Origin of the sequence: Hymenobacter sp. DG25B, assembly GCF_000801315.1 — a bacterium.
In the GTDB taxonomy this organism is placed as follows: Bacteria; Bacteroidota; Bacteroidia; order Cytophagales; family Hymenobacteraceae; genus Hymenobacter.
In genome coordinates, this window is the sequence record NZ_CP010055.1 from 64,870 (window position 1) to 82,692 (window position 17,823).

Annotated in this window: 15 protein-coding genes; all 15 read left to right on the forward strand. The window is 58.1% G+C overall.

What is annotated here, in order from left to right:
- Positions 1-73 precede the first annotated feature (73 nt).
- The gene (locus PK28_RS16880) at positions 74-511 is read left to right on the forward strand and encodes a hypothetical protein (RefSeq protein ID WP_197070528.1); all 438 of its coding nucleotides are present in this window, start codon (positions 74-76) and stop codon (positions 509-511) included.
- A 367-nt stretch (positions 512-878) separates the two neighbouring features.
- Positions 879-1,871 carry a hypothetical protein gene (locus PK28_RS20570; protein ID WP_156126494.1) on the forward strand — a complete coding sequence of 331 codons (993 nt, stop codon included), beginning with the start codon at positions 879-881 and terminating at the stop codon, positions 1,869-1,871.
- A 61-nt stretch (positions 1,872-1,932) separates the two neighbouring features.
- Entirely contained in the window at positions 1,933-2,397 is a 465-nt protein-coding gene (locus tag PK28_RS16890) for a hypothetical protein (protein ID WP_156126496.1), read from the forward strand.
- Between the two features lie 54 nt (positions 2,398-2,451).
- Positions 2,452-3,684, forward strand: coding sequence for a hypothetical protein (locus PK28_RS16895; protein WP_156126498.1), 1,233 nt, complete (start codon positions 2,452-2,454; stop codon positions 3,682-3,684).
- A 30-nt stretch (positions 3,685-3,714) separates the two neighbouring features.
- Positions 3,715-5,163: a DUF3293 domain-containing protein gene (locus PK28_RS16900; protein ID WP_044517663.1), complete on the forward strand. Its 1,449-nt coding sequence runs from the start codon at positions 3,715-3,717 to the stop codon at positions 5,161-5,163.
- Positions 5,164-5,182: 19 nt separating this feature from the next.
- The gene (locus PK28_RS16905; protein ID WP_044517665.1) at positions 5,183-5,386 is read left to right on the forward strand and encodes a hypothetical protein; all 204 of its coding nucleotides are present in this window, start codon (positions 5,183-5,185) and stop codon (positions 5,384-5,386) included.
- A 37-nt stretch (positions 5,387-5,423) separates the two neighbouring features.
- Positions 5,424-6,899 carry a sigma 54-interacting transcriptional regulator gene (locus PK28_RS19630; RefSeq protein ID WP_052430615.1) on the forward strand — a complete coding sequence of 492 codons (1,476 nt, stop codon included), beginning with the start codon at positions 5,424-5,426 and terminating at the stop codon, positions 6,897-6,899.
- 205 nt (positions 6,900-7,104) lie between these two features.
- A complete protein-coding gene (locus PK28_RS16915) occupies positions 7,105-7,446 on the forward strand; it encodes a hypothetical protein (RefSeq protein ID WP_044517668.1) in 342 nt (113 codons plus the stop codon).
- A gap of 110 nt (positions 7,447-7,556) precedes the next feature.
- Positions 7,557-8,657 carry a transglutaminase domain-containing protein gene (locus PK28_RS16920; protein ID WP_044517670.1) on the forward strand — a complete coding sequence of 367 codons (1,101 nt, stop codon included), beginning with the start codon at positions 7,557-7,559 and terminating at the stop codon, positions 8,655-8,657.
- 135 nt (positions 8,658-8,792) lie between these two features.
- On the forward strand, positions 8,793-10,562 hold the full coding sequence (locus tag PK28_RS16925; protein ID WP_044517672.1) for an AAA family ATPase: 1,770 nt from the start codon (positions 8,793-8,795) through the stop codon (positions 10,560-10,562).
- 3 nt (positions 10,563-10,565) lie between these two features.
- Complete coding sequence (locus PK28_RS16930; protein WP_044517675.1) at positions 10,566-11,564, forward strand: hypothetical protein; 999 nt, start codon at positions 10,566-10,568, stop codon at positions 11,562-11,564.
- 39 nt (positions 11,565-11,603) lie between these two features.
- Complete coding sequence (locus tag PK28_RS16935; protein ID WP_044517677.1) at positions 11,604-13,346, forward strand: type I restriction-modification system subunit M; 1,743 nt, start codon at positions 11,604-11,606, stop codon at positions 13,344-13,346.
- A 5-nt stretch (positions 13,347-13,351) separates the two neighbouring features.
- Positions 13,352-14,005, forward strand: a complete 654-nt coding sequence (locus PK28_RS21030; protein WP_071885180.1) for a restriction endonuclease subunit S — start codon at positions 13,352-13,354, stop codon at positions 14,003-14,005.
- 46 nt (positions 14,006-14,051) lie between these two features.
- Complete coding sequence (locus PK28_RS21035) at positions 14,052-14,675, forward strand: restriction endonuclease subunit S (protein ID WP_502213709.1); 624 nt, start codon at positions 14,052-14,054, stop codon at positions 14,673-14,675.
- A gap of 72 nt (positions 14,676-14,747) precedes the next feature.
- Positions 14,748-17,756: a type I restriction endonuclease subunit R gene (locus PK28_RS16945; protein ID WP_044517679.1), complete on the forward strand. Its 3,009-nt coding sequence runs from the start codon at positions 14,748-14,750 to the stop codon at positions 17,754-17,756.
- Positions 17,757-17,823 lie beyond the last annotated feature (67 nt).

A 17,823-nucleotide genomic window follows, 5' to 3' on the forward strand; every position in this document is an offset into this window, starting at 1 on the left:
GCCGTGTCATTAACGAGTGGTGTTTCCGTTGGTCGTCCTGCAGCACCATGACCTGTTTCTGCAGGCCAGGAAATTGCATACGACTACCCCACTGGAAGCGGAACGTCTCTACCGGCACATCATGGCGGCCTGTGGGGAGCTGCATTTAGATGCTGTTTCGCACCTGGGGATGGTGCTCAATTCCCGCACTCCTGGGATGGGCCTGATGTACATCGTACAAGCTTTCTTAAAAGCGCGACTGCTGTTTCCCAAGTCCTTTGAAGAAGGCCGGGATTTCTTACTCTACGAATCGCCGGGCAACGCCTTTATCCTGAATGCTTACTATGCGATGGGTTCAGAGCTGCAAAAAGGCCGTAAGTGGGCAGATGCCCTGGGGCTATTCGAGTTTCTGGTACTAATCAACCCGGCTGACGAGTATGGAGCTGGCAAATGGATTGCCCGCCTCAAAGAATTGGTAGCAGCCGAAGGGGGCACATCCGATAAGGCTTCCGCGCCAATCATCAGGTCCTAAGATTATAACCAATCTTTCTTACTGCCTCAGCTCGGGCAGCTCCCTACGTCTCTTACGTCCTGCCTTATCTACTTGCTTTGGTGTTGCTGCCTGCGACTCTGACCCACACTTATTGATAATCTTAAACACTGACGCACATGGCGCAGGTAGCAGGTGTATTCAGCATCTTCCTAAAATACAAAATCTCCCAAATCAGACCACTGGCGGAAATATTTTAAAAGCGCAACCTTTCCTGCGGCCTCCCGTTTAAGTGCACATAACCCGCAGCCGCTCGTCGTTGCGGCCCCGGCAGCCTCGACTGCCTCACCCAACTAGCACATTCCTGGCCCTCATTGGCAACTCCGCTATAACGGAGCCAGGCAGCAATATGCTAGTTTCCTTTTCAGTTAAGGGCAAAGCCGGCCTGCGATTTTCCTCCGGTGAAATTGCGCTCCCAGCCATTTACGACGCCACGTGGCGCATCGGCACTCGACTCTATGGGTTTCGCTCCGGTGAGCGCTACGGCATCCTCTCGGACTCCGGGCGGCAGGTGCATTCCTGTGCGTTGCCGGCCTTGTACGTGGGCTTTCGGGAGGTTACGCCGGCAATCGTTCTGGATTGGGTAATGGAGCGCGGCATAGGCAATTTACCGCCACTGCAATGGGTGCTAGGCCGTCTTTGCCACGCCGACTTATTACGGGCAGAAGAAGTGACTCCGCAGCTGTGGAAGGCGGGAGAACTCCGTCACGTATTGTCTTCGGGTGAAATCGTCCATATAACGCCTGCCCAGCGCGCCGACACCATGCCGGGAGGGCTTTATGCGGCGGAAGCTACGGCCGTTAGGGAAACTGTGCTGGTGCTGACCGAAAGTACGCACCTGCTGTCGCTGTCCCGACAGGAATGCGTTGATAGCGCCATTGCAGTAGAGTTGCCGGAGACATTCAGTAGCACTGCGGAGCCCCTGAGTCCCGCTCAGGAAGATCGATGGGCCTTTTACCGCCAGCTGCGGGCCCTGCTGACTCCGCGAGGCATTGCGCCCATCTCGTGCCGGCCCGACCCTGAAAAAGTGGACGAATACCTGCCCTACGAGGTATTGCGCCTGCCCGTAGGAATGGTGCACCGCTGCCGGGACCACATTCAAGCCAGATTGGACGAGGGCGTCCTTCAAATCGAAACGAAAACCTGGCAGCTCATTTGTCTGGCCTGGCTGGCGGCCAACGACTACATTCTGTATTGCACCGAAACCGGCGCAATGACCGTGAGCGAACCGTTTGTATTCGACGGCGGGCCCTTTGGCAACCGCACTGCCAGTGAACTGCTGGACGAGTATGAGCTGTGGAGCCTCGCCCCCTGGCTGCGCGACGAGAGTCGCTTTTTATAGCTGCCCACTACCTATCGGGGGTGCTCAGGTTTTCTTACATCATCTTTTCCGGGACTTTGCTATGCTACTTGCTATTTTTCAAGGGTTTGACACGCCCATGACGCTCAGAAATTACCTACTGATTCTGGGTGGCTCAGCGCTGTGGGCGCTACCTTGTTCGTTTGGTGTCGCCTGGGTGGGGCGGTTGTTTTTTCGGCAGGTTGACCGCATTCCAGGCTCCTTAACAGCCGCACCACTGGTTAGCCTGCTGGTGGCCCTGGCGGTCCTTTTTTGTCTGTTTGCGCCCGACGGGGGCGGCGCACTGGGTGGCGTGTTGGTGTTCCTGGTGCCGCTGCTGGTTGTGCTGGGATTCTTTGGCGTAGCACCCGGGCCAATCCTTATCCCGCCGGTGATAATTGGACTGGGCCTGGCGGTGGCCTGGGCATTTTATCTGCCCTACGACGCAATGACCGGTGCGGGCGGCCCAGGCTTTGTCGCTTTTGTGCTGATGCTGGTGCAATGGTGGCGCTTATTTTATCAGCGCTAGCGACTTGCTTTACAGAGCCGATGTACTTTATTGCTCCGGCTTAATCCTAAAAACATGTCAACAAAAGATAATTGGCTCGCGGGTGCTTTCGGGTTTATTCTGGGCCGGGCGACAGCCCCCACGCCCGCCCCGGCGGCTCCTGTGTACCAGCCCCCGGTGCCACCCACCAGAATGCCTCAGAGCGAGGAAGAGCGCCGGGCAAGCACCTGGATGCCGTTTGCACCCCTGCATGACAAGGTGTTCTGGGTGCCCAGTCCTACCGCGGATGAGCTTCCTCGAATTTTACCTAGGTTGGGCCGTCAACGGTTGGATGGCTTTCGGGCCGATTATTTATACTGGCTTGGGGCCGGTAAGTACGGTTTCGTTCAGCCGAGTACGTTTCATACGCACCGGGATGGGCCGGGCTGGGTCGTGCTGCGGGACGAACCGGGCTGGGGCTGGGAAGTGAGTGGGCCCACACTGGACCTGGCGCAGCTCCGGCAATGGGTAGAGGCCGAGTCAGTTGCGCCTTCCAAGCTGGCAGTTGTATATAATTGGGGCATTCAGCCGGAACAACCTCTGCCGGCCAGCTACCTGCATGAGCCGGGTACTAACTGGCAGGTGACCGGGGAGCCAACGGTGCAGATTCCTTATGCCTGGGCCAGTGAATTGGGGTTTACGGAGCCGAACCCGTTTCAGAGTGGCTGGGCCACGGCGCCCAACGAGGATGCGAAACCGGTGCCGCAGTACTACCCGCCCGCATCGGTTACGGTACCTCCCGCCCGACGCCCGGTGCCTTCACCCTATCAGCAGCAGTTACCACCGCCGACCGAGGAAGAAGTATGGCGACGCGAAACGGATTGGCATCCGTTTGACCCGGACAAAGCCACGCCCTGGCGCACGTCCTCGCAATTACCAATCTACCCACGGGTGGGACGCCGTCGCCCCGATGGCTACCGAGCCGACTACCTGTACTGGCTCGATGCGGACACGTACTGCTTTCCTCAGCCTGACGGCTATGAGGAGCACCGGGTGGGACCGGGATGGGTCCTGGTGCGCGAAGAGCCCGGGTGGGGCTGGGAGGTTAGCGAACCAACCACGGATATAGGGGATTTGGAACAGCTAGTGTGGGCAAAATCAGCTGCGCCGCGCCGAACTGCTGCAACCTGGAAATGGGGCGTACTGCCGGAGCGCGCCTTGCCGGAACACGCATTGGGCGGTGAAGGCCTATCGTGGCATCCGGATGATGACCCCCTCCGGCACTTGCCAGCCAACTGGGCAGAAGGCCTATGTTTCATTAGTCACTAATCTTCATTCACTATTCCTACTGGCTAACTAATGACTAACAAATCCCCTTTTGACGCCTTCACTGCTTTTCAGGAGAAACCACACGTAACCGCCGCGATGATTGGCATCAGCCGCCGCGACTGGATTGCCTGCGAAGCCGGCCAGACGGCCGAACAGGCGCAGGAGAAAATGCGGTACCACCGCTTCGATGTGTTGCCGGTACAAGAAGCTGACGGCCAGGTGTCGGGTTATTTCCGGACCCGAAACGTGGGCGACTTCAGTCAGCTGCCCGAGCGGTGCGGCATCGACTGGCAGGCGGATTGCCTGGACTACAAAACCGGACTTTTCCCCTTGCTCAAACAGCTGGCTGATTCGCGGAACAGAGGACGGGCGCCCTTTTATTTTCTCACGGCTCCAGGCCAGGAGGGAACGCTGGAAATAGTGGGCATGGTGGCAGATGTCAACCTAAACAGCCGGGCGGTTTTTCAATACGGGTACGCCACGCTCACCGAACTGGAAATGGAGCTGAGCGACCTGATTGGGGCAGCCTTTCCGGAAGAGAAGCGCCTGCGGCAGGCATTGGAATACCTGGCGCAGACCGGCATTGCCCGGAATAGCATCGAAGACAGCCTCCAATCGTTTGCCGACGACAGCAAGCACGAGCATCAGAATGCCCTGCGGGAATACCTAACGCTACGCAGCATGCTGGCTCTGGTGGAACACACTGGCCTGTATTCCTGGCTTGGTTATGCCGCCGCCAGCGTCGCCGAGTTTGGTCGCAAGCGCAGTGAAATACTTAGCATGCGCAATTGGATTGCGCATCCGGTCCACTCCTACGAGAACCGCCCCCGTACCCACAGTAAGGCGAGTGCGCCCGTGGAGAAAGGCCCCGACTTGTTGGCCACCCGCCTCTACACAGCCTGTAGCGCGGTGGAGACGATGGTGAGGTCATTGAAAAAACTGCGAAAGAAAACGGACTTGCGGACCGACCGACCGCGGGTAGGGCAGTACTTCACATCCCATTTCTTCAGCGTATCGCAACGCGGCGACGCCTTTATGGAAGGCACTTTTCATATTGAGCCGGGAGTACCAGCACCAGAGCAATTACCCGCCGGCGCCCGCAGCATTGCCTACCTCACGCCCCTGAATCCGGAACCGCAGGAAGGTAGCTGGCTGGCCGTGGATTCGGCGGAAAACCAGGCCCGTTTTGAGGACTTGCTGGGCGAATTGAAGGCGCAGGTCAATGACGGCATGCCGTGGCGCTTTGCGGCTAGCGAAGCGCGCGCAGACAAGCAGTTTCCGGAAATCCGCCGGCAGCAGCAAGCCAACGGGATGTACCGCGAAGACGGGTACTGGCTGCTGGACATCAGCCCGGATACGGCGTGCGAATGGGGCCGACGCTTCAAGCAGGACGCCATCGTGTACGCCGAGGCTGGCAAAATGGCGCAGCTGCTCGCGTGTGGAAAAAGCGTCGAGCGCCCAGTAATCATAAATCAGTAGCCCTCAGCACCGGATTTTTATGACTCCCCTCACGCCCGCCGACTTAGTGGCCCTGCTGGCCCCCGTGCCGTGTCCCGTTCAGCAACGCGACGAGCCCGTGCGGTTAAAGCTGCGTGCCAGCCTGCCCACCGACTACCGCGGCCCAGTCGCGCTCCGCGACGTGCGGCTGGCCCTGAACCCTTCAGGTTCACTGATGGGGTCTTCTTACCTTGCGCCCTTATGACTTAACTGGTTGCTTTTTTAATTCCCGATTTTCTGCAATGTCTCGTCTACTCGTTTCCTGGATTGCTACTACCCGCGACTTTCTAAAAAATGAGCAAGGAGCATTTGGTGGAATAAATCCGCTGGGGCCCACGTCAAATTTTCACCAGCATTATTTTGAGGCGGAGAAGCTAGAGCAACATATTCTGCTTTATTCGGATGCCCGGCAGGAAAACCATGCCACGCACCTGGTAGCCCACCTGCGGCGTGAATATCCGGGCCGGGCCATCAGCGCGGAGCTGCTGCCCCTCACGGACATCATCGACCTGGAGGAGGTGAAGACTAAGGTTGAAACCTGGCTGCTGGCGCACCGCGAGCACGAGCTCGCCATATTCTTCTCGCCGGGGGCCAGCATCATGCAGGTAGCATGGTATATCTGCCACACTACCCTGAACCTGCGCACCCGTCTGCTGCAAACCCGCGATGCCAAATTTGTAAAGGATGGCTGGCAGGGTCTGGTGGAAATCGTGGTCGAACGGTCACAGGCCCCGGTAACCGCCATTATCGGCCAGCAACTGCTGGACGAGCCAAAAGCCCAGTATTCTTCTGGGGCAGGACACCTGCTGACGCCAACACTGCGCGCCGTGTACCGCCGCGCCTATCTGGTAGCTAAAACCGACGACGTGACCGTGCTAATTCGGGGCGAAAGCGGAACAGGCAAAGAGCAGCTGGCGCGCTATGTGCACGAGGAGTCGGCGCGGGCCGGGCAGCCCTACCTGGTGCTGAACTGTGCGGCGCTGACGGACAGTGTGCTGGAATCGCGACTGTTCGGCCATAAAAAAGGAGCCTTCACCGGGGCTGACCGGGACGCGAAGGGCCTGTTTGAGCTGGCCGATGGCGGCACCATTTTTCTGGATGAGATAGGTGACATCTCACCCGCCGTGCAGATGGCCTTGCTGCGGGTGCTGCAGGAAAAGGAGATTCAGCCGCTGGGTGGTTCGCCACGCAAGGTGGATGTGCGGGTAGTGGCGGCCACCAACGCCGCCCTGGAGGAGTGCTGCCGCCAGGGCCGCTTTCGCTGGGACCTGTACTACCGGCTGGCGGTGGCAGAGCTGGAGCTGCCGGCGCTGCGCAACTGGCCCTTGCCGGAACGCGAGGCGCTGCTCGACCACTTGCTTGAAAACCGTCGCCAGGCCCTGAAGCGCCCAACGCCACTGCGGTTGGCGGCCGCGACCCGGCAGCTGCTGCTTGGGCACACCTATCAGGGCAACATCCGAGAGCTGGAGAATTTGTTGACTACCGTGTACGTGTTCACCGAAGGTCAGGAGCTGGTGCAGCCCGCCGACTTGCCCCGCCGCCTGCGGGAGCCCGCCCCGGCGGGGCACTCGCTGCGCCTGGCCGATGTGGAGCGGGAGCACCTGTTGCGGGTGATGGCCTTAAAGAACAATGTGGTGCGCCAAGCCGCTTTAGCGTTGGCAATTGATGAGCGGACGTTAGCTGCCAAGCTCAATAAATACAAGCAAGAGCTAGGATAACACCTCATTACATGTGGTGTCTATAGCAAATATTGCGGCATGTGTTTTAGGCACAAACCACTTTAAGAGCATTCAAAGGCTGTTTTTTGGTTTGGCCCATTTGTAGCAACAGGGATTACATCAGACTGCCTGCGGCGGCTCTCCTACTTGGACGGGTGAAACACCGACAGCCTGAAAACCCTAATACCTCACTTGCTGCGCCGCTATGAAGCAAAAAACCATTGCCTTCCAGTTTGAACGATGCCTGGAAACCAATGATCACGCTCAGACGCTGTGCAAAAGCTTCTTAAAGCACGGCTACGCCATCTATATCGTGACGGGCCTGCCGGAGCAGGAGTTTGCCGACTATATCTGCGACTTTGCCTTGGATACCGGCATCTATCATAAGAATATCCTTTTCAGGAAGAGTGGTGGCTGCGGCAACCCGGTTGAGCAACTGAAGCTCACGCTTTTCTTCAGTGCCAATGAGTTCGAGGTGCGGGCCCTGAATGAGGGAACCCCGCGCCCCGTGGCTTGCCACCTGCCCTATGCGCAGCCGGAGAAGTAGCCAACCCCTACCACCGAAACCTACTACCTCCCCTATTGCGCGACATGCTGCACTCCCTGACTCACCGTTTTCTTTTTTTCGCTTTGGTTTTTGGCGGGTTGTTGTTGGGAATGACAGGCCCTGGGCAGGCCCAACCGGGCAAGGATACCCCGGAAGGCAGCGCGGCGGCCCGGTATCGTCGGCTGGACCGGTTTGCCCGGGAACTGCCCGAACAGCAGGCCACTACCGTGGCGCAGCTGGCGCGCAGCCTGGCAGCGGCCGCTCACTCGGATGATGACAAAGCGCGACTCATTTTCGCCTGGCTGGCCTACCACGTAGCATATGACACCGATTACCTGCGGGGAATCCGTGGGCAGAGCTACTCTCCTAAGGAAGTGCTGCGCACCCGGCACTCCATCTGCCAAGGCTACGCGGACCTATTCACGACGCTGGCCCGGCTGATGCAGGTGCCGGCCCACACGGTAAGCGGGTACGCCCGCACCAGCATGGCCGACGGCCTGCCTTCGGAGCCTAACCACGCCTGGAACGTGTACCTGGCCAACGGCAAATGGCACCTGGCCGACCCAACCTGGGCAGCGGGAGCTGTCGGGGCGGATTTTCGCTTCATCCCAGCGTTCAATCCGCTTTGGTTTGACACCACGCCAGCGGCATTTGTTTTTTCGCACGTGCCCCAGGACAGCACGCGGCAGCTGCTGAAGCCCTGCGTAAAAGCGGAGCAAGTGTACCGCTGGCCGTTTATCGAGCACGAGCTGCTGAGTCGGGGCGTGAGCGGAGCAGCGCTGCTCCGGGCGTTGGGCCGGAGCCGGCAAGCCGATGCCGGGGGCCTACCGGCATGCTTTCCCTCACCGTTTGAGGCGCAGATAGAGCAGGTGCCGCTACGCGCGGAGCTGGAGCCGCGCCGGGCGGTGGTGTTCCGGTTCTCGGTGCCTGAGGGTACGGAAATAGCCATCGAAAATGGGGGGCGTACGCAGGTGCTGCAGGCAACCGGCGCCTTTCGGGAGGGCACGCTGCGGCCGGAGCCGGGCCCGCTCAAGGTGCTGCTGTGGTCGCGCAAAGACTCCTACTGGCGCTATTCGCTGCTACAGTACCAAGTGGCCCCGGTGCTGCCGCTGCGGGAGCTGCGACGCCGGTTCCCCGACCCTGATAACGTGGCCTATATGGTGCGGCAGCGGGCGCAGTGGCCAAGCGTGGCGGTGACGCAGGTAAATTAATTTGCCAGAGCTGCTTATCCCGAAGGGTCCGGCTTGTAACTTGGCCAAGCTATTCTCCTGGCAGATTTAGCCATATTTCTTTACTGCAGCAGGTTACTTCTACTTCCGGCCGCTACGACTCTGGCCCACTTTTCTATGCAACGAATAGAACTTGACAACTTCCGGGTATTCGGCTCGCCTGCCGGCTTCGACCTGGCCCCGGTAACGGTGCTGACGGGTAAGAACAACTCGGGTAAGTCGTCGCTGATAAAGGCCTTCCTAGTACTGGCCGACTACCTAGAGCAGGAAGACCAGACGGTGCTGCGGCTGGACGGAAAACGTGCTTCCAGGCACCGGATTAGTGACTGGGAAAACATGGTAAACTGGGATTCCGGCCAATCTGAAAACCTCAAGTTTGGCTATGTCCGCAATGGCGTTGAGGTAAGCTACGAGTTTGAGTACGAGGGCGAAGGCCTGCCCCCGCACTTGTACCAGTTTCGGCTTACCGTACCGGGAGTCGACCGGCTGACGATGCGCAGCATAAGCGGGGGCGAAGGCTACCAGCTGGATGTGTCGCAGAAGCTGATTGATTACCTGACGGGGGGTACTGAAATCCAGAAGCGCATTCTGGAAGCGGCCAGCTACCCGCAGCGGATTGAGGCGTTGCGCGAGGAGCTGCTGACCCTGCAAGCAACCATTGATAATTGGGAGGCCGGTGACCAAGCGGGTGATTTTCAGCAACAGCTGCAGAAACGGCAAAAGACTGAAACAGCTATCCAAAATCTGGAGGCTTTGGCCACCCAGTCTGGCTCTGTGGCCGGCATCTTCTTTCAGGCGGAAGTTTGGGTAAAAGAGGCCGGGACAAAGCCGACTATTCCGGGATTGATTCAGGCAGCGCTGTACAGCTACGTTACGGAGAATTCTGCCCCGGCAGAAGATGAGCTTCCCGAAGAGGAGTATGACGAAGCCTTTGATGACATTTTCAGCGTGCTGGATGAGGAGGAAGAGGTGAGCCAGGAAGCGCTTGAGATGGCAAAAGAAAAGCGACGCCAAGTGATAGCCGAACGCAACCAGGAGCGGCGGACGCTGGAACTGAGTAAGGAGCAGTCGTACCGCACGCTGGTGCGATTCAGCGACGTGGTGCTCTACCACATCAAGTTTCCCATGGAACACCTGGGGGCCAACCGTACCCATCAGGCCCGGCTTTATTTAACGGGCAACGGTCATTCAGACATCAGCACCATCGCCAATAACTACCACCGCTTGGGGGTATTTGCGGGCGGCGGGGCCGACACTTTTCTTACCAAGTGGCTGGATAATTTTGGCATTGGCGAACGAGCGGTTACCGAAACAGTTGATAATGTGGCCATTCGTATCGGCGTTATCAAGAACGGACGGTACGTCAATCTGGCGGACCTCGGCTTTGGGGCCGGGCAGATACTGACGGTGCTGCTGCAGATAGCGACACTTATTCAGGAATACGAATTGAGCGGAGTAGAGCGCCGGATGACGGCTAAATTTAATCCGACCATTGTACTGATTGAAGAGCCGGAAGCCAATTTGCATCCGCAGTTTCAATCGACGCTGGCCGAGTTGTTTGCTTCGCTCGCGCAGTCGGACTACGGCCTGCAGTTCGTGCTGGAGACGCACTCCGAGTACCTCATCCGCAACATTCAGGTACTGGTGAAGGAAACCGGCGGCAACGTGTTGGAGCGTCAGCGCCTGGTGTTTGGGCGGACCGAGGTGACAGCGCACAAAGAGGAAATGCCGCTTTTCAAAGTGTATTACCTGGACCAGCCCAGCGAGGGCAATGGCTACCAGCACGGCCACGAAATGCGCTTGCGCGAAGACGGGATGTTCATGGATGAGTTTGGCGAAGGGTTCCTCATGAATGAATCCGCTAACCTGGCCTTTAAGCTATTCTAAGTCATGACGGTATTCTTCGACAAAGCCAACCTGGAAGCCCTACTGCGCACACATGGCCAAGCAGGGCAAGCCGAAACACTAAAGATGTTGCGTGGTGAGGTGGACGTGGCAATCAACTTCACTATGCAGGACGTGATGGCATCGGGAGCTAGCCGTGATGTGCTAAGCAAGTTTGTAGGACAGATGACGGTCGGCCGGAAGCAAACAAAATTTCGGTTTATGCAGCCAGCTTATCCCGCCCGGCCCATTACCCTGACGTTCTACACGCAGCCTCTCTCCCACCGGAGGCCGGTGGTGATGGCCGACGATACCGAAATGGCCGGATGCAAAGCGGCAGGTACATGCTTAGTGGGTACGGTTGGCGACGAGTTACCCGCTTTAAGTCGGTTGCACCGGGGCGACAAATACAAGTTTTCTACTCCCCTGACTATTGGCAATGGCAACGGGCAGTTTGCTAGTTGGCAGCAGCTGACGCCGCTGGTGCTGCCCTTCCACGACCTGATACTGCACGACCGGTACCTGCTGCGGCAGTCGTGGGCGGTGCGGCATAACTACCCGCTGCTGCTGGAAGCCTTGGTGCGGGGCCGTCGCGGTAAGCTCAATATTGTGCTGATGACGTTGGAGCCGGAGCGTGATAATACTGACTCAGTAGATTACACTGAATTGCGGCGAATGACGAAAGAGGTGGTAACCGCCGAAACGGGGGAGGAACCAAATTTCACGGTGGTTTGGGGAGAAAATGGTCACGATGTGCGCCACGACCGCCACATCTTCACCAACTACCAATGGCTGGCCTCGCACGACTCGTTCAACTACTTTAATTCCAACGGCAGTATTCGGTCGGAGGCCGACACACTGACACTACACAATCTGGCCGATAGCGAGTTGCGGCAGCAAGCAGATGAGCTGCTTTCCCGCATTCAGGGGCGTATAACGGCCCTATTAGCCGATGATAGTGCCTTTGTGGAAGGCGACCGGGCATCCTCTTTTCTGACTTTTTAACTTATTCGACTCGTGGCCTCGCAGAGTCCGCGCTACTGTATGTCTGACCAACGACCTAACATAGATTTCCTGTACCGCATCACGAACGACGTGCTGTGGAATACTTTCCGCAAAAACGAAATCGGCGACGTGATGCTGCCGTTTGTGGTGCTGCGCCGGCTCGACTGCATTTTGGAGCCTCAGAAGGCGGCCGTGCGGGCGGCGTATGAGCAGTTTAAAGACAAGGTAGCTCCTGACCGGCTGGGGCCCATTCTGATGAAGGCGGCCGGGCCGGAAAACAAGCTTAAGTTCTACAACCACTCGGCCTACGACCTGCGCAAGCTGGCCGAAGACCCCGGCAATGTGGAAATGAACTTCCGCAACTACGTAAACGGCTTCAGCGCCAATGTGCAGGACATTCTGGAAAACTACCAGCTCGACAAGGTGGTGGTGCGGCTCGTGAAAAACGGCCTGCTCTACCAGCTGGTGCAAGCCATCAGCCGGGTCGATTTGCACCTGAGTGCGGTGAGCAACCACGACATGGGCTACGTGTTTGAGGAGCTGATACGCATTGCCAACGAGCAGAGCAACGAGACGGCGGGTGAGCATTTCACGCCGCGCGAGGTCATTAAACTACTGGCTTCTATTATTTTCAGCACTGAGAAAGAGGAGCTGCGTGACCCCACACACATCCGCACCATCTACGATTTGGCCTGCGGCACTGGCGGCATGCTCACGCAGTCGAAGCTCTTTATTGCCGAGGAGCTGGGTGGCAAAGCGGAGGTTCGCATTTTCGGGCAGGAGATTAACGAGCAGTCGTACGCCATTGCCAAATCGGACCTACTGATTACGGGCGAAGACCCCAACAACATCCGGCACGGCAACTCCTTTACCGAGGACCGGTTTCCGGGGGCGAAGTTCAACTACATGCTGGCCAACCCGCCCTACGGCGTGAGCTGGAAGCGTGACGAGCTGTACCTGAAGCACGAGGCTCTGAACCCGGAAGGGCGCTTCGCGGCGGGGCTGCCGCGCTCCTCGGACGGACAGTTTCTGTTTATTCAGCACCTCATCAGCAAGATGGAAGACCCGGCGCAGGGCGGGTCGCGCATCGGCATCGTGACGAACGGTTCGCCGCTGTTTACGGGCGACGCGGGCTCGGGCGAGAGCGAAATCCGGCGCTGGATTATTCAGAACGACTGGCTGGAAGCGGTAGTTGCCCTACCGTCGGAAATCTTCTTTAACACGGGCATCTTCACTTACCTCTGGATACTGAGCAATAAGAAGCCAGCCAAGCGCCAAGGCAAGGTGCAGCTCATTGATGCTCGCGAGCAGTGGGTGCCGATGAAAAAGAGCCTCAACAACAAGCGCAAGAAGATTTCGGAAGAGCAGATAAAGACGGTGACGGACCTCTACACGGCCTTTGAGGAAGGGCCGCTGGTGAAGATATTCCCCAACGACTTTTTTGGCTACTACCAGGTTGTGGTGGAGCAGCCCGAATACGACGCCAAAGGCAAGGCGGTGCTCGACAAGAAAACCGGCCGGCCCAAGCCCGACAAGAAGAAGCGCGACTACGAAAACATTCCCCTCAGCGAGAACATCCAGGCCTACCTGGAGCGCGAGGTGAAGCCCCACGTGCCCGAGGCCTTCCTGGATATGAGTCAGACGCGCATCGGCTATGAAATTAACTTCACCAAGTACTTCTACCAGTACCAGCAGCCCGAAAGCTCGCAGAACCTCAAAGCGCAGATTCTGGAGTTGGAACGCAACATCGACGGGTTGCTACACGAAATTTTGGCCGATTAGTAGGGATGAACAAGTACGAAAAAACCAAGTCTTCGGGCCTTGATTGGTTGGGGGATATACCAAGCCATTGGCAGGTAAAAAGGCTAAAGAATATTGCTCGCATTAATCCGCTCAAGAATATTGCAGATGATGCGGACGACGTGACGACTTTTCTGCCGATGGAAAAAGTCAGTGAGAAAGGCGAAATAGATTGCAGCTTAAAACGGCCGGTAAAAGACCTGCTTAATGGCTTCACGTATTTCGAGAAAAACGATATTATTCTGGCTAAGATCACACCGTGTTTCGAGAATGGCAAAGGCGCTTACCTAGACAAATTGGATACGCCTTTTGGGTTTGGCTCAACCGAATTTCATGTCATTCGAACCCTGGAAAAGCTTGATGCGACGTTTCTCTATTATGTAACGACGTCCAATCTATTTCGGGATTTGGGCGAGGCATCCATGACAGGTTCTGGTGGCCAAAAACGGGTTCCTACGTCATTCGTGGAGAACTTCCCGCTGGCATTTCCTCCCCTCCCCGAGCAGCGCGCCATTGCCGCCTACCTCGACCAAAAAAACCGCCCAGCTCGACACGCTGCTGACGCAGAAAGAAACCCTGCTGCAGAAGCTGCACCAGAAGCGGCAGGCCCTCATCGACGAAGCCGTGACGCAGGGGCTTGACCGGGCTGCTCCGCGCAGGCCGTCCGGCGTGGGCTGGCTAGGGGATGTGCCCGCGCACTGGGAGTTAAAGAAGTTGAAGTATTGCGTTCAACTTAACAGCAACGAAACGGAAGATGATGGCACCGGATTACGCGTTGCACTAGAAAACATTGAAAGTAAAACAGGTTGCTACATTTCAACGGAAACCGCGCCGTTTGAAGGTCCCGGCAATTCGTTCAAGGCTGGCGATGTGCTCTTCAGTAAGCTACGCCCCTATTTGGCTAAAGCATTGTTAGCCCCACAAAATGGCGTAGCTGTTGGAGAAATACTGGTGTTATCGCCAATGGAAGAAATGCTCCACAGTTCCTTCCTACTCAATCGTGTTTTGTCACCTGGCTTTATTGAAGAAGTAGACAGCTCTACTTATGGTTCTAAAATGCCAAGAGCAAGCTGGAAGTTCATTGGGGAAATGAAAATCCCTGTTCCTTCTTTGAAAGAACAACAAGCTATTGTTGATTTTATCGAAGTCAAAACCAGCAAAATAAATGAGGCCACGGCCGCCATTCACGCCCAAATTCAAACCCTGAAAGCCTACCGCCAGTCGTTGATTTCGGAAGTGGTAACGGGAAAGGTAGACGTGCGCCCGGCTGTGCTGGCCCCCGAGGCCGACCTGCCGCTGTGGCAGCAGTAGCACCAGGGGCGCAGCGCTTTCATTTTAATTTCTATCCGGCTCGGCCTTACCCCGTGCCCTACAACTTGACCTATGGCCAGCGGCACGCAGGAAAAAGACCTGGAACAGGACATTGAGAATTACCTCCTCGCCCACGGCTACTTACAGGTAGCGCCGCAGGCATATTCGCCGGAGCTAGGCCTGGTGCCGACGGAGGTAATGGCCTTCCTGCAAAGCACGCAGCCCAAGGCCTACGATGCGCTGGTAGCTCAATACGGCCCCGACAATACGCCGGGCCAGATTTTGCAGCGGCTGGCCAAGCAGATTCAGGACAAGGGCGTGCTGCCCGTTCTGCGCGAAGGCTTCAAAATAAGTGGGCAGAAGCTGCGCCTGGCCTACTTCCGCCCCGCCAGCGGCCTCAACCCCGAGCATGAAACCTTGTACCAGCAAAACCGCTTCGGGGTGATGCGGCAGGTGCGCTACGCCACCATCAAGAAAGACGCCGATAATTCCGTGGACCTGGTGCTGACCCTGAACGGGCTGCCCCTGCTCACGGCCGAGCTGAAAAATGCCCTCACCGGCCAGTACATCAGCGACGCCATGCGGCAGTACAAGGAAGACCGCAACCCGCAGGAGCCGCTGTTTCAGTACCGGCGCTGCCTGGTGCATTTTGCCGTGAGCACTGAGCAAGTGTACATGACCACCAAGCTGGCCGGGGCGGGCACCTTCTTCCTGCCCTTCAACCAGGACGTGGTGAACCCACCCAACCCAACCGGCTTTGCCACCGCTTACCTCTGGGAGGAAGTGTGGGCGCCGGACTCGCTGCTGGAGCTGGTTCAGCACTTCGTGTTTGAGCAAACCACCGAGGAGCAGGTGTATAACGACAAGAAGGGCGAGCTGGAGATGCAGCGGAGCACGCGGCTGCTGTTTCCGCGCTACCACCAGCGGCGGGCCGTGCGCCGGCTGCTGGCGGCGGTGCAGGCCGAGGGCGCGGGCGGGCGCTACCTCATCAAGCACTCGGCCGGCTCGGGCAAGAGCAACACGCTGAGCTGGCTAGCCCACCGGCTGGCCAATTTCTACCAGCACCCCGCCGATGCCCGGCCGCTGTTCGACTCTGTGATAGTGGTGACAGACCGCCGTCTGCTCAACAAGCAGCTTTCCGACAACGTGAAGGGCTTCGAGCAAACCACGGGCGTGATATTTCAGGTGCAGGATAGTACGCCGAGCGCTGAGCTGAAGCAGGCCATTGAAGACGGCCGCCGGCTGATACTGACCACGCTGCAGCGGTTCCCGGTCATTTCGGCCACCATCGCGCAGGTGCCCGGCCGCCGCTACGCCGTGCTGATAGACGAGGCCCACAGCAGCCAGAGCGGCGAAAGCGCCCGCCACCTCAAAAAAGCGCTTAGCCTGGAAGAAGCCGCGGAGGTCGAAGCCGACGAGCCCACCCTGGAAGACCTGGTGCTGGCCGACATCGCCAGGACCGGGCCGCAGCCCAACGTGTCGTTCTTTGCCTTCACGGCCACGCCCAAGCCCAAGACGATAGAGCTGTTTGGCACCCGGCAAAACGGTAAGGTGGAGCCCTTCGACGAGTACACCATGCGTCAGGCCATCAAGGAAGGCTTTATTCTGGATGTGCTGCGGGCCTACACCAGCTTAAAGCGCTACTACAAGCTGGCCACCAAGGCCGTGGAACTCGACGACAAGGAGTACGAGAAAGGCCCGGTGGTGCGGCTGCTGAGCCAGTTTGTGGACCTCACCGACCACGCCATCGAACTGAAAACCCGGCTCATGCTGGCCCATTTTCAGCAGCACACCCAAAAGGCCATTAAGGGCCGGGCGCGGGCCATGGTGGTCACCCGCTCGCGCCTGCACGCCGTGCGCTACAAGCGCAAGTTTGACGAGGTGATGCAGGGCATGGGCCTACCCTACCGGGCACTGGTGGCGTTCTCGGGCACCGTGAGCGACCCCGACACCGGCGAAGACTACACCGAAGTCGGCATGAACAGGCTCGATGGCAAAGCCAGCATCGAGGCGGCGCTGAAGCTGCCACAGTTCCGCCTCCTGATTGTCGCCAACAAGTTTCAGACCGGCTTCGACGAGCCCCTGCTTCACACCATGTACGTGGACAAGAAGCTGGGCGGCATCAACACCGTGCAGACGCTGAGCCGGCTCAACCGCACCACCCGCCACAAAGACGACACCCTGGTGCTGGACTTCGTGAACGAACCGGCCCAGGTGCAGGAAGACTTCCAGGGCTACTACCACCGTAACCTGATGGCGGAGGAAGCGCAAACCGACCCCAACGCCCTCTACGACGTGCAGGACCAGCTGATGGCCGTGCCCGTGGTGCGCGAAGAAGACCTGGACCGCTTCGCCGAAATCTACCTGCAGAACACTGACAACCTGCACCTGCTCCAACCGCTGCTGGACAGCTGCGTGGGTCGCTTTCTGGCCTTGGAGGAGGATGCACAGAACCACTTCCGCGCCGCTGCCGGCGAGTATGTGCGCCTGTACCGCTTCCTGAGCCAGCTGATTACTTTCAAGGATGTGGACCTGGCCAAGCTCTATTACTTGTTGAGCCATCTGGTTAAAAAGCTGCCCGCCGAGGGCTCGAAGCTGCCCCGCGAAGTGCTGAACGACGTGAAGCTGGACTCCTACAAAATTCTGGAGCAAGGCACCCAAAAGCTGGGCCTGGAAGAAGAGGACGGCCCCTTACAGGGCCTGACGCCCGGGGGCGGCAGTAGCGGCGGCAGCGAGGAAGTGTACGACTACCTGTCGGCCATCATCAAAACCCTGAACGACACCTTCGGCCTGGAGCTGACGGAATCCGACAAAGTTGACTTCGAGGTCATCCGCACCAAGGTAGAAGCCGACACCGACCTGGCCGGCGCCTTCAAGGCCAACAACTCCGAGCAGAACATCGAGGCGAAGTTCAGCGAGGTGCTGGACAATGCGCTGCTGGATTTCATTGACACCAAGCTGGAGCTCTACAACAAGCTGAGCGAAGACAAAGCCAATGCGCAAATGAAGCGGCTCTGGTTCAAATCCATGCTGGCGCAGCGCTTGGGTGGTGGTGGCACGGCGCGGGGCGCGGCAATATGATGGTCAGGGCACAGCGGAGGCTACAAAAAGAAATTAAAGAGCCCCGATAATCCCGCAGCAAGCAGCT

Excerpts from the sequence above, each read along its gene's own strand:
- PK28_RS20570 (WP_156126494.1), top strand. The coding sequence starts at position 879 with ATGCTAGTTTCCTTTTCAGTTAAGGGCAAAGCCGGCCTGCGATTTTCC.
- PK28_RS16890 (WP_156126496.1), top strand. The coding sequence starts at position 1,933 with ATGCTACTTGCTATTTTTCAAGGGTTTGACACGCCCATGACGCTCAGA.
- PK28_RS16895 (WP_156126498.1), top strand. The coding sequence starts at position 2,452 with ATGTCAACAAAAGATAATTGGCTCGCGGGTGCTTTCGGGTTTATTCTG.
- PK28_RS16900 (WP_044517663.1), top strand. The coding sequence starts at position 3,715 with ATGACTAACAAATCCCCTTTTGACGCCTTCACTGCTTTTCAGGAGAAA.
- PK28_RS16905 (WP_044517665.1), top strand. The coding sequence starts at position 5,183 with ATGACTCCCCTCACGCCCGCCGACTTAGTGGCCCTGCTGGCCCCCGTG.
- PK28_RS19630 (WP_052430615.1), top strand. The coding sequence starts at position 5,424 with ATGTCTCGTCTACTCGTTTCCTGGATTGCTACTACCCGCGACTTTCTA.
- PK28_RS16915 (WP_044517668.1), top strand. The coding sequence starts at position 7,105 with ATGAAGCAAAAAACCATTGCCTTCCAGTTTGAACGATGCCTGGAAACC.
- PK28_RS16920 (WP_044517670.1), top strand. The coding sequence starts at position 7,557 with ATGACAGGCCCTGGGCAGGCCCAACCGGGCAAGGATACCCCGGAAGGC.
- PK28_RS16925 (WP_044517672.1), top strand. The coding sequence starts at position 8,793 with ATGCAACGAATAGAACTTGACAACTTCCGGGTATTCGGCTCGCCTGCC.
- PK28_RS16930 (WP_044517675.1), top strand. The coding sequence starts at position 10,566 with ATGACGGTATTCTTCGACAAAGCCAACCTGGAAGCCCTACTGCGCACA.
- PK28_RS16935 (WP_044517677.1), top strand. The coding sequence starts at position 11,604 with ATGTCTGACCAACGACCTAACATAGATTTCCTGTACCGCATCACGAAC.
- PK28_RS21030 (WP_071885180.1), top strand. The coding sequence starts at position 13,352 with ATGAACAAGTACGAAAAAACCAAGTCTTCGGGCCTTGATTGGTTGGGG.
- PK28_RS16945 (WP_044517679.1), top strand. The coding sequence starts at position 14,748 with ATGGCCAGCGGCACGCAGGAAAAAGACCTGGAACAGGACATTGAGAAT.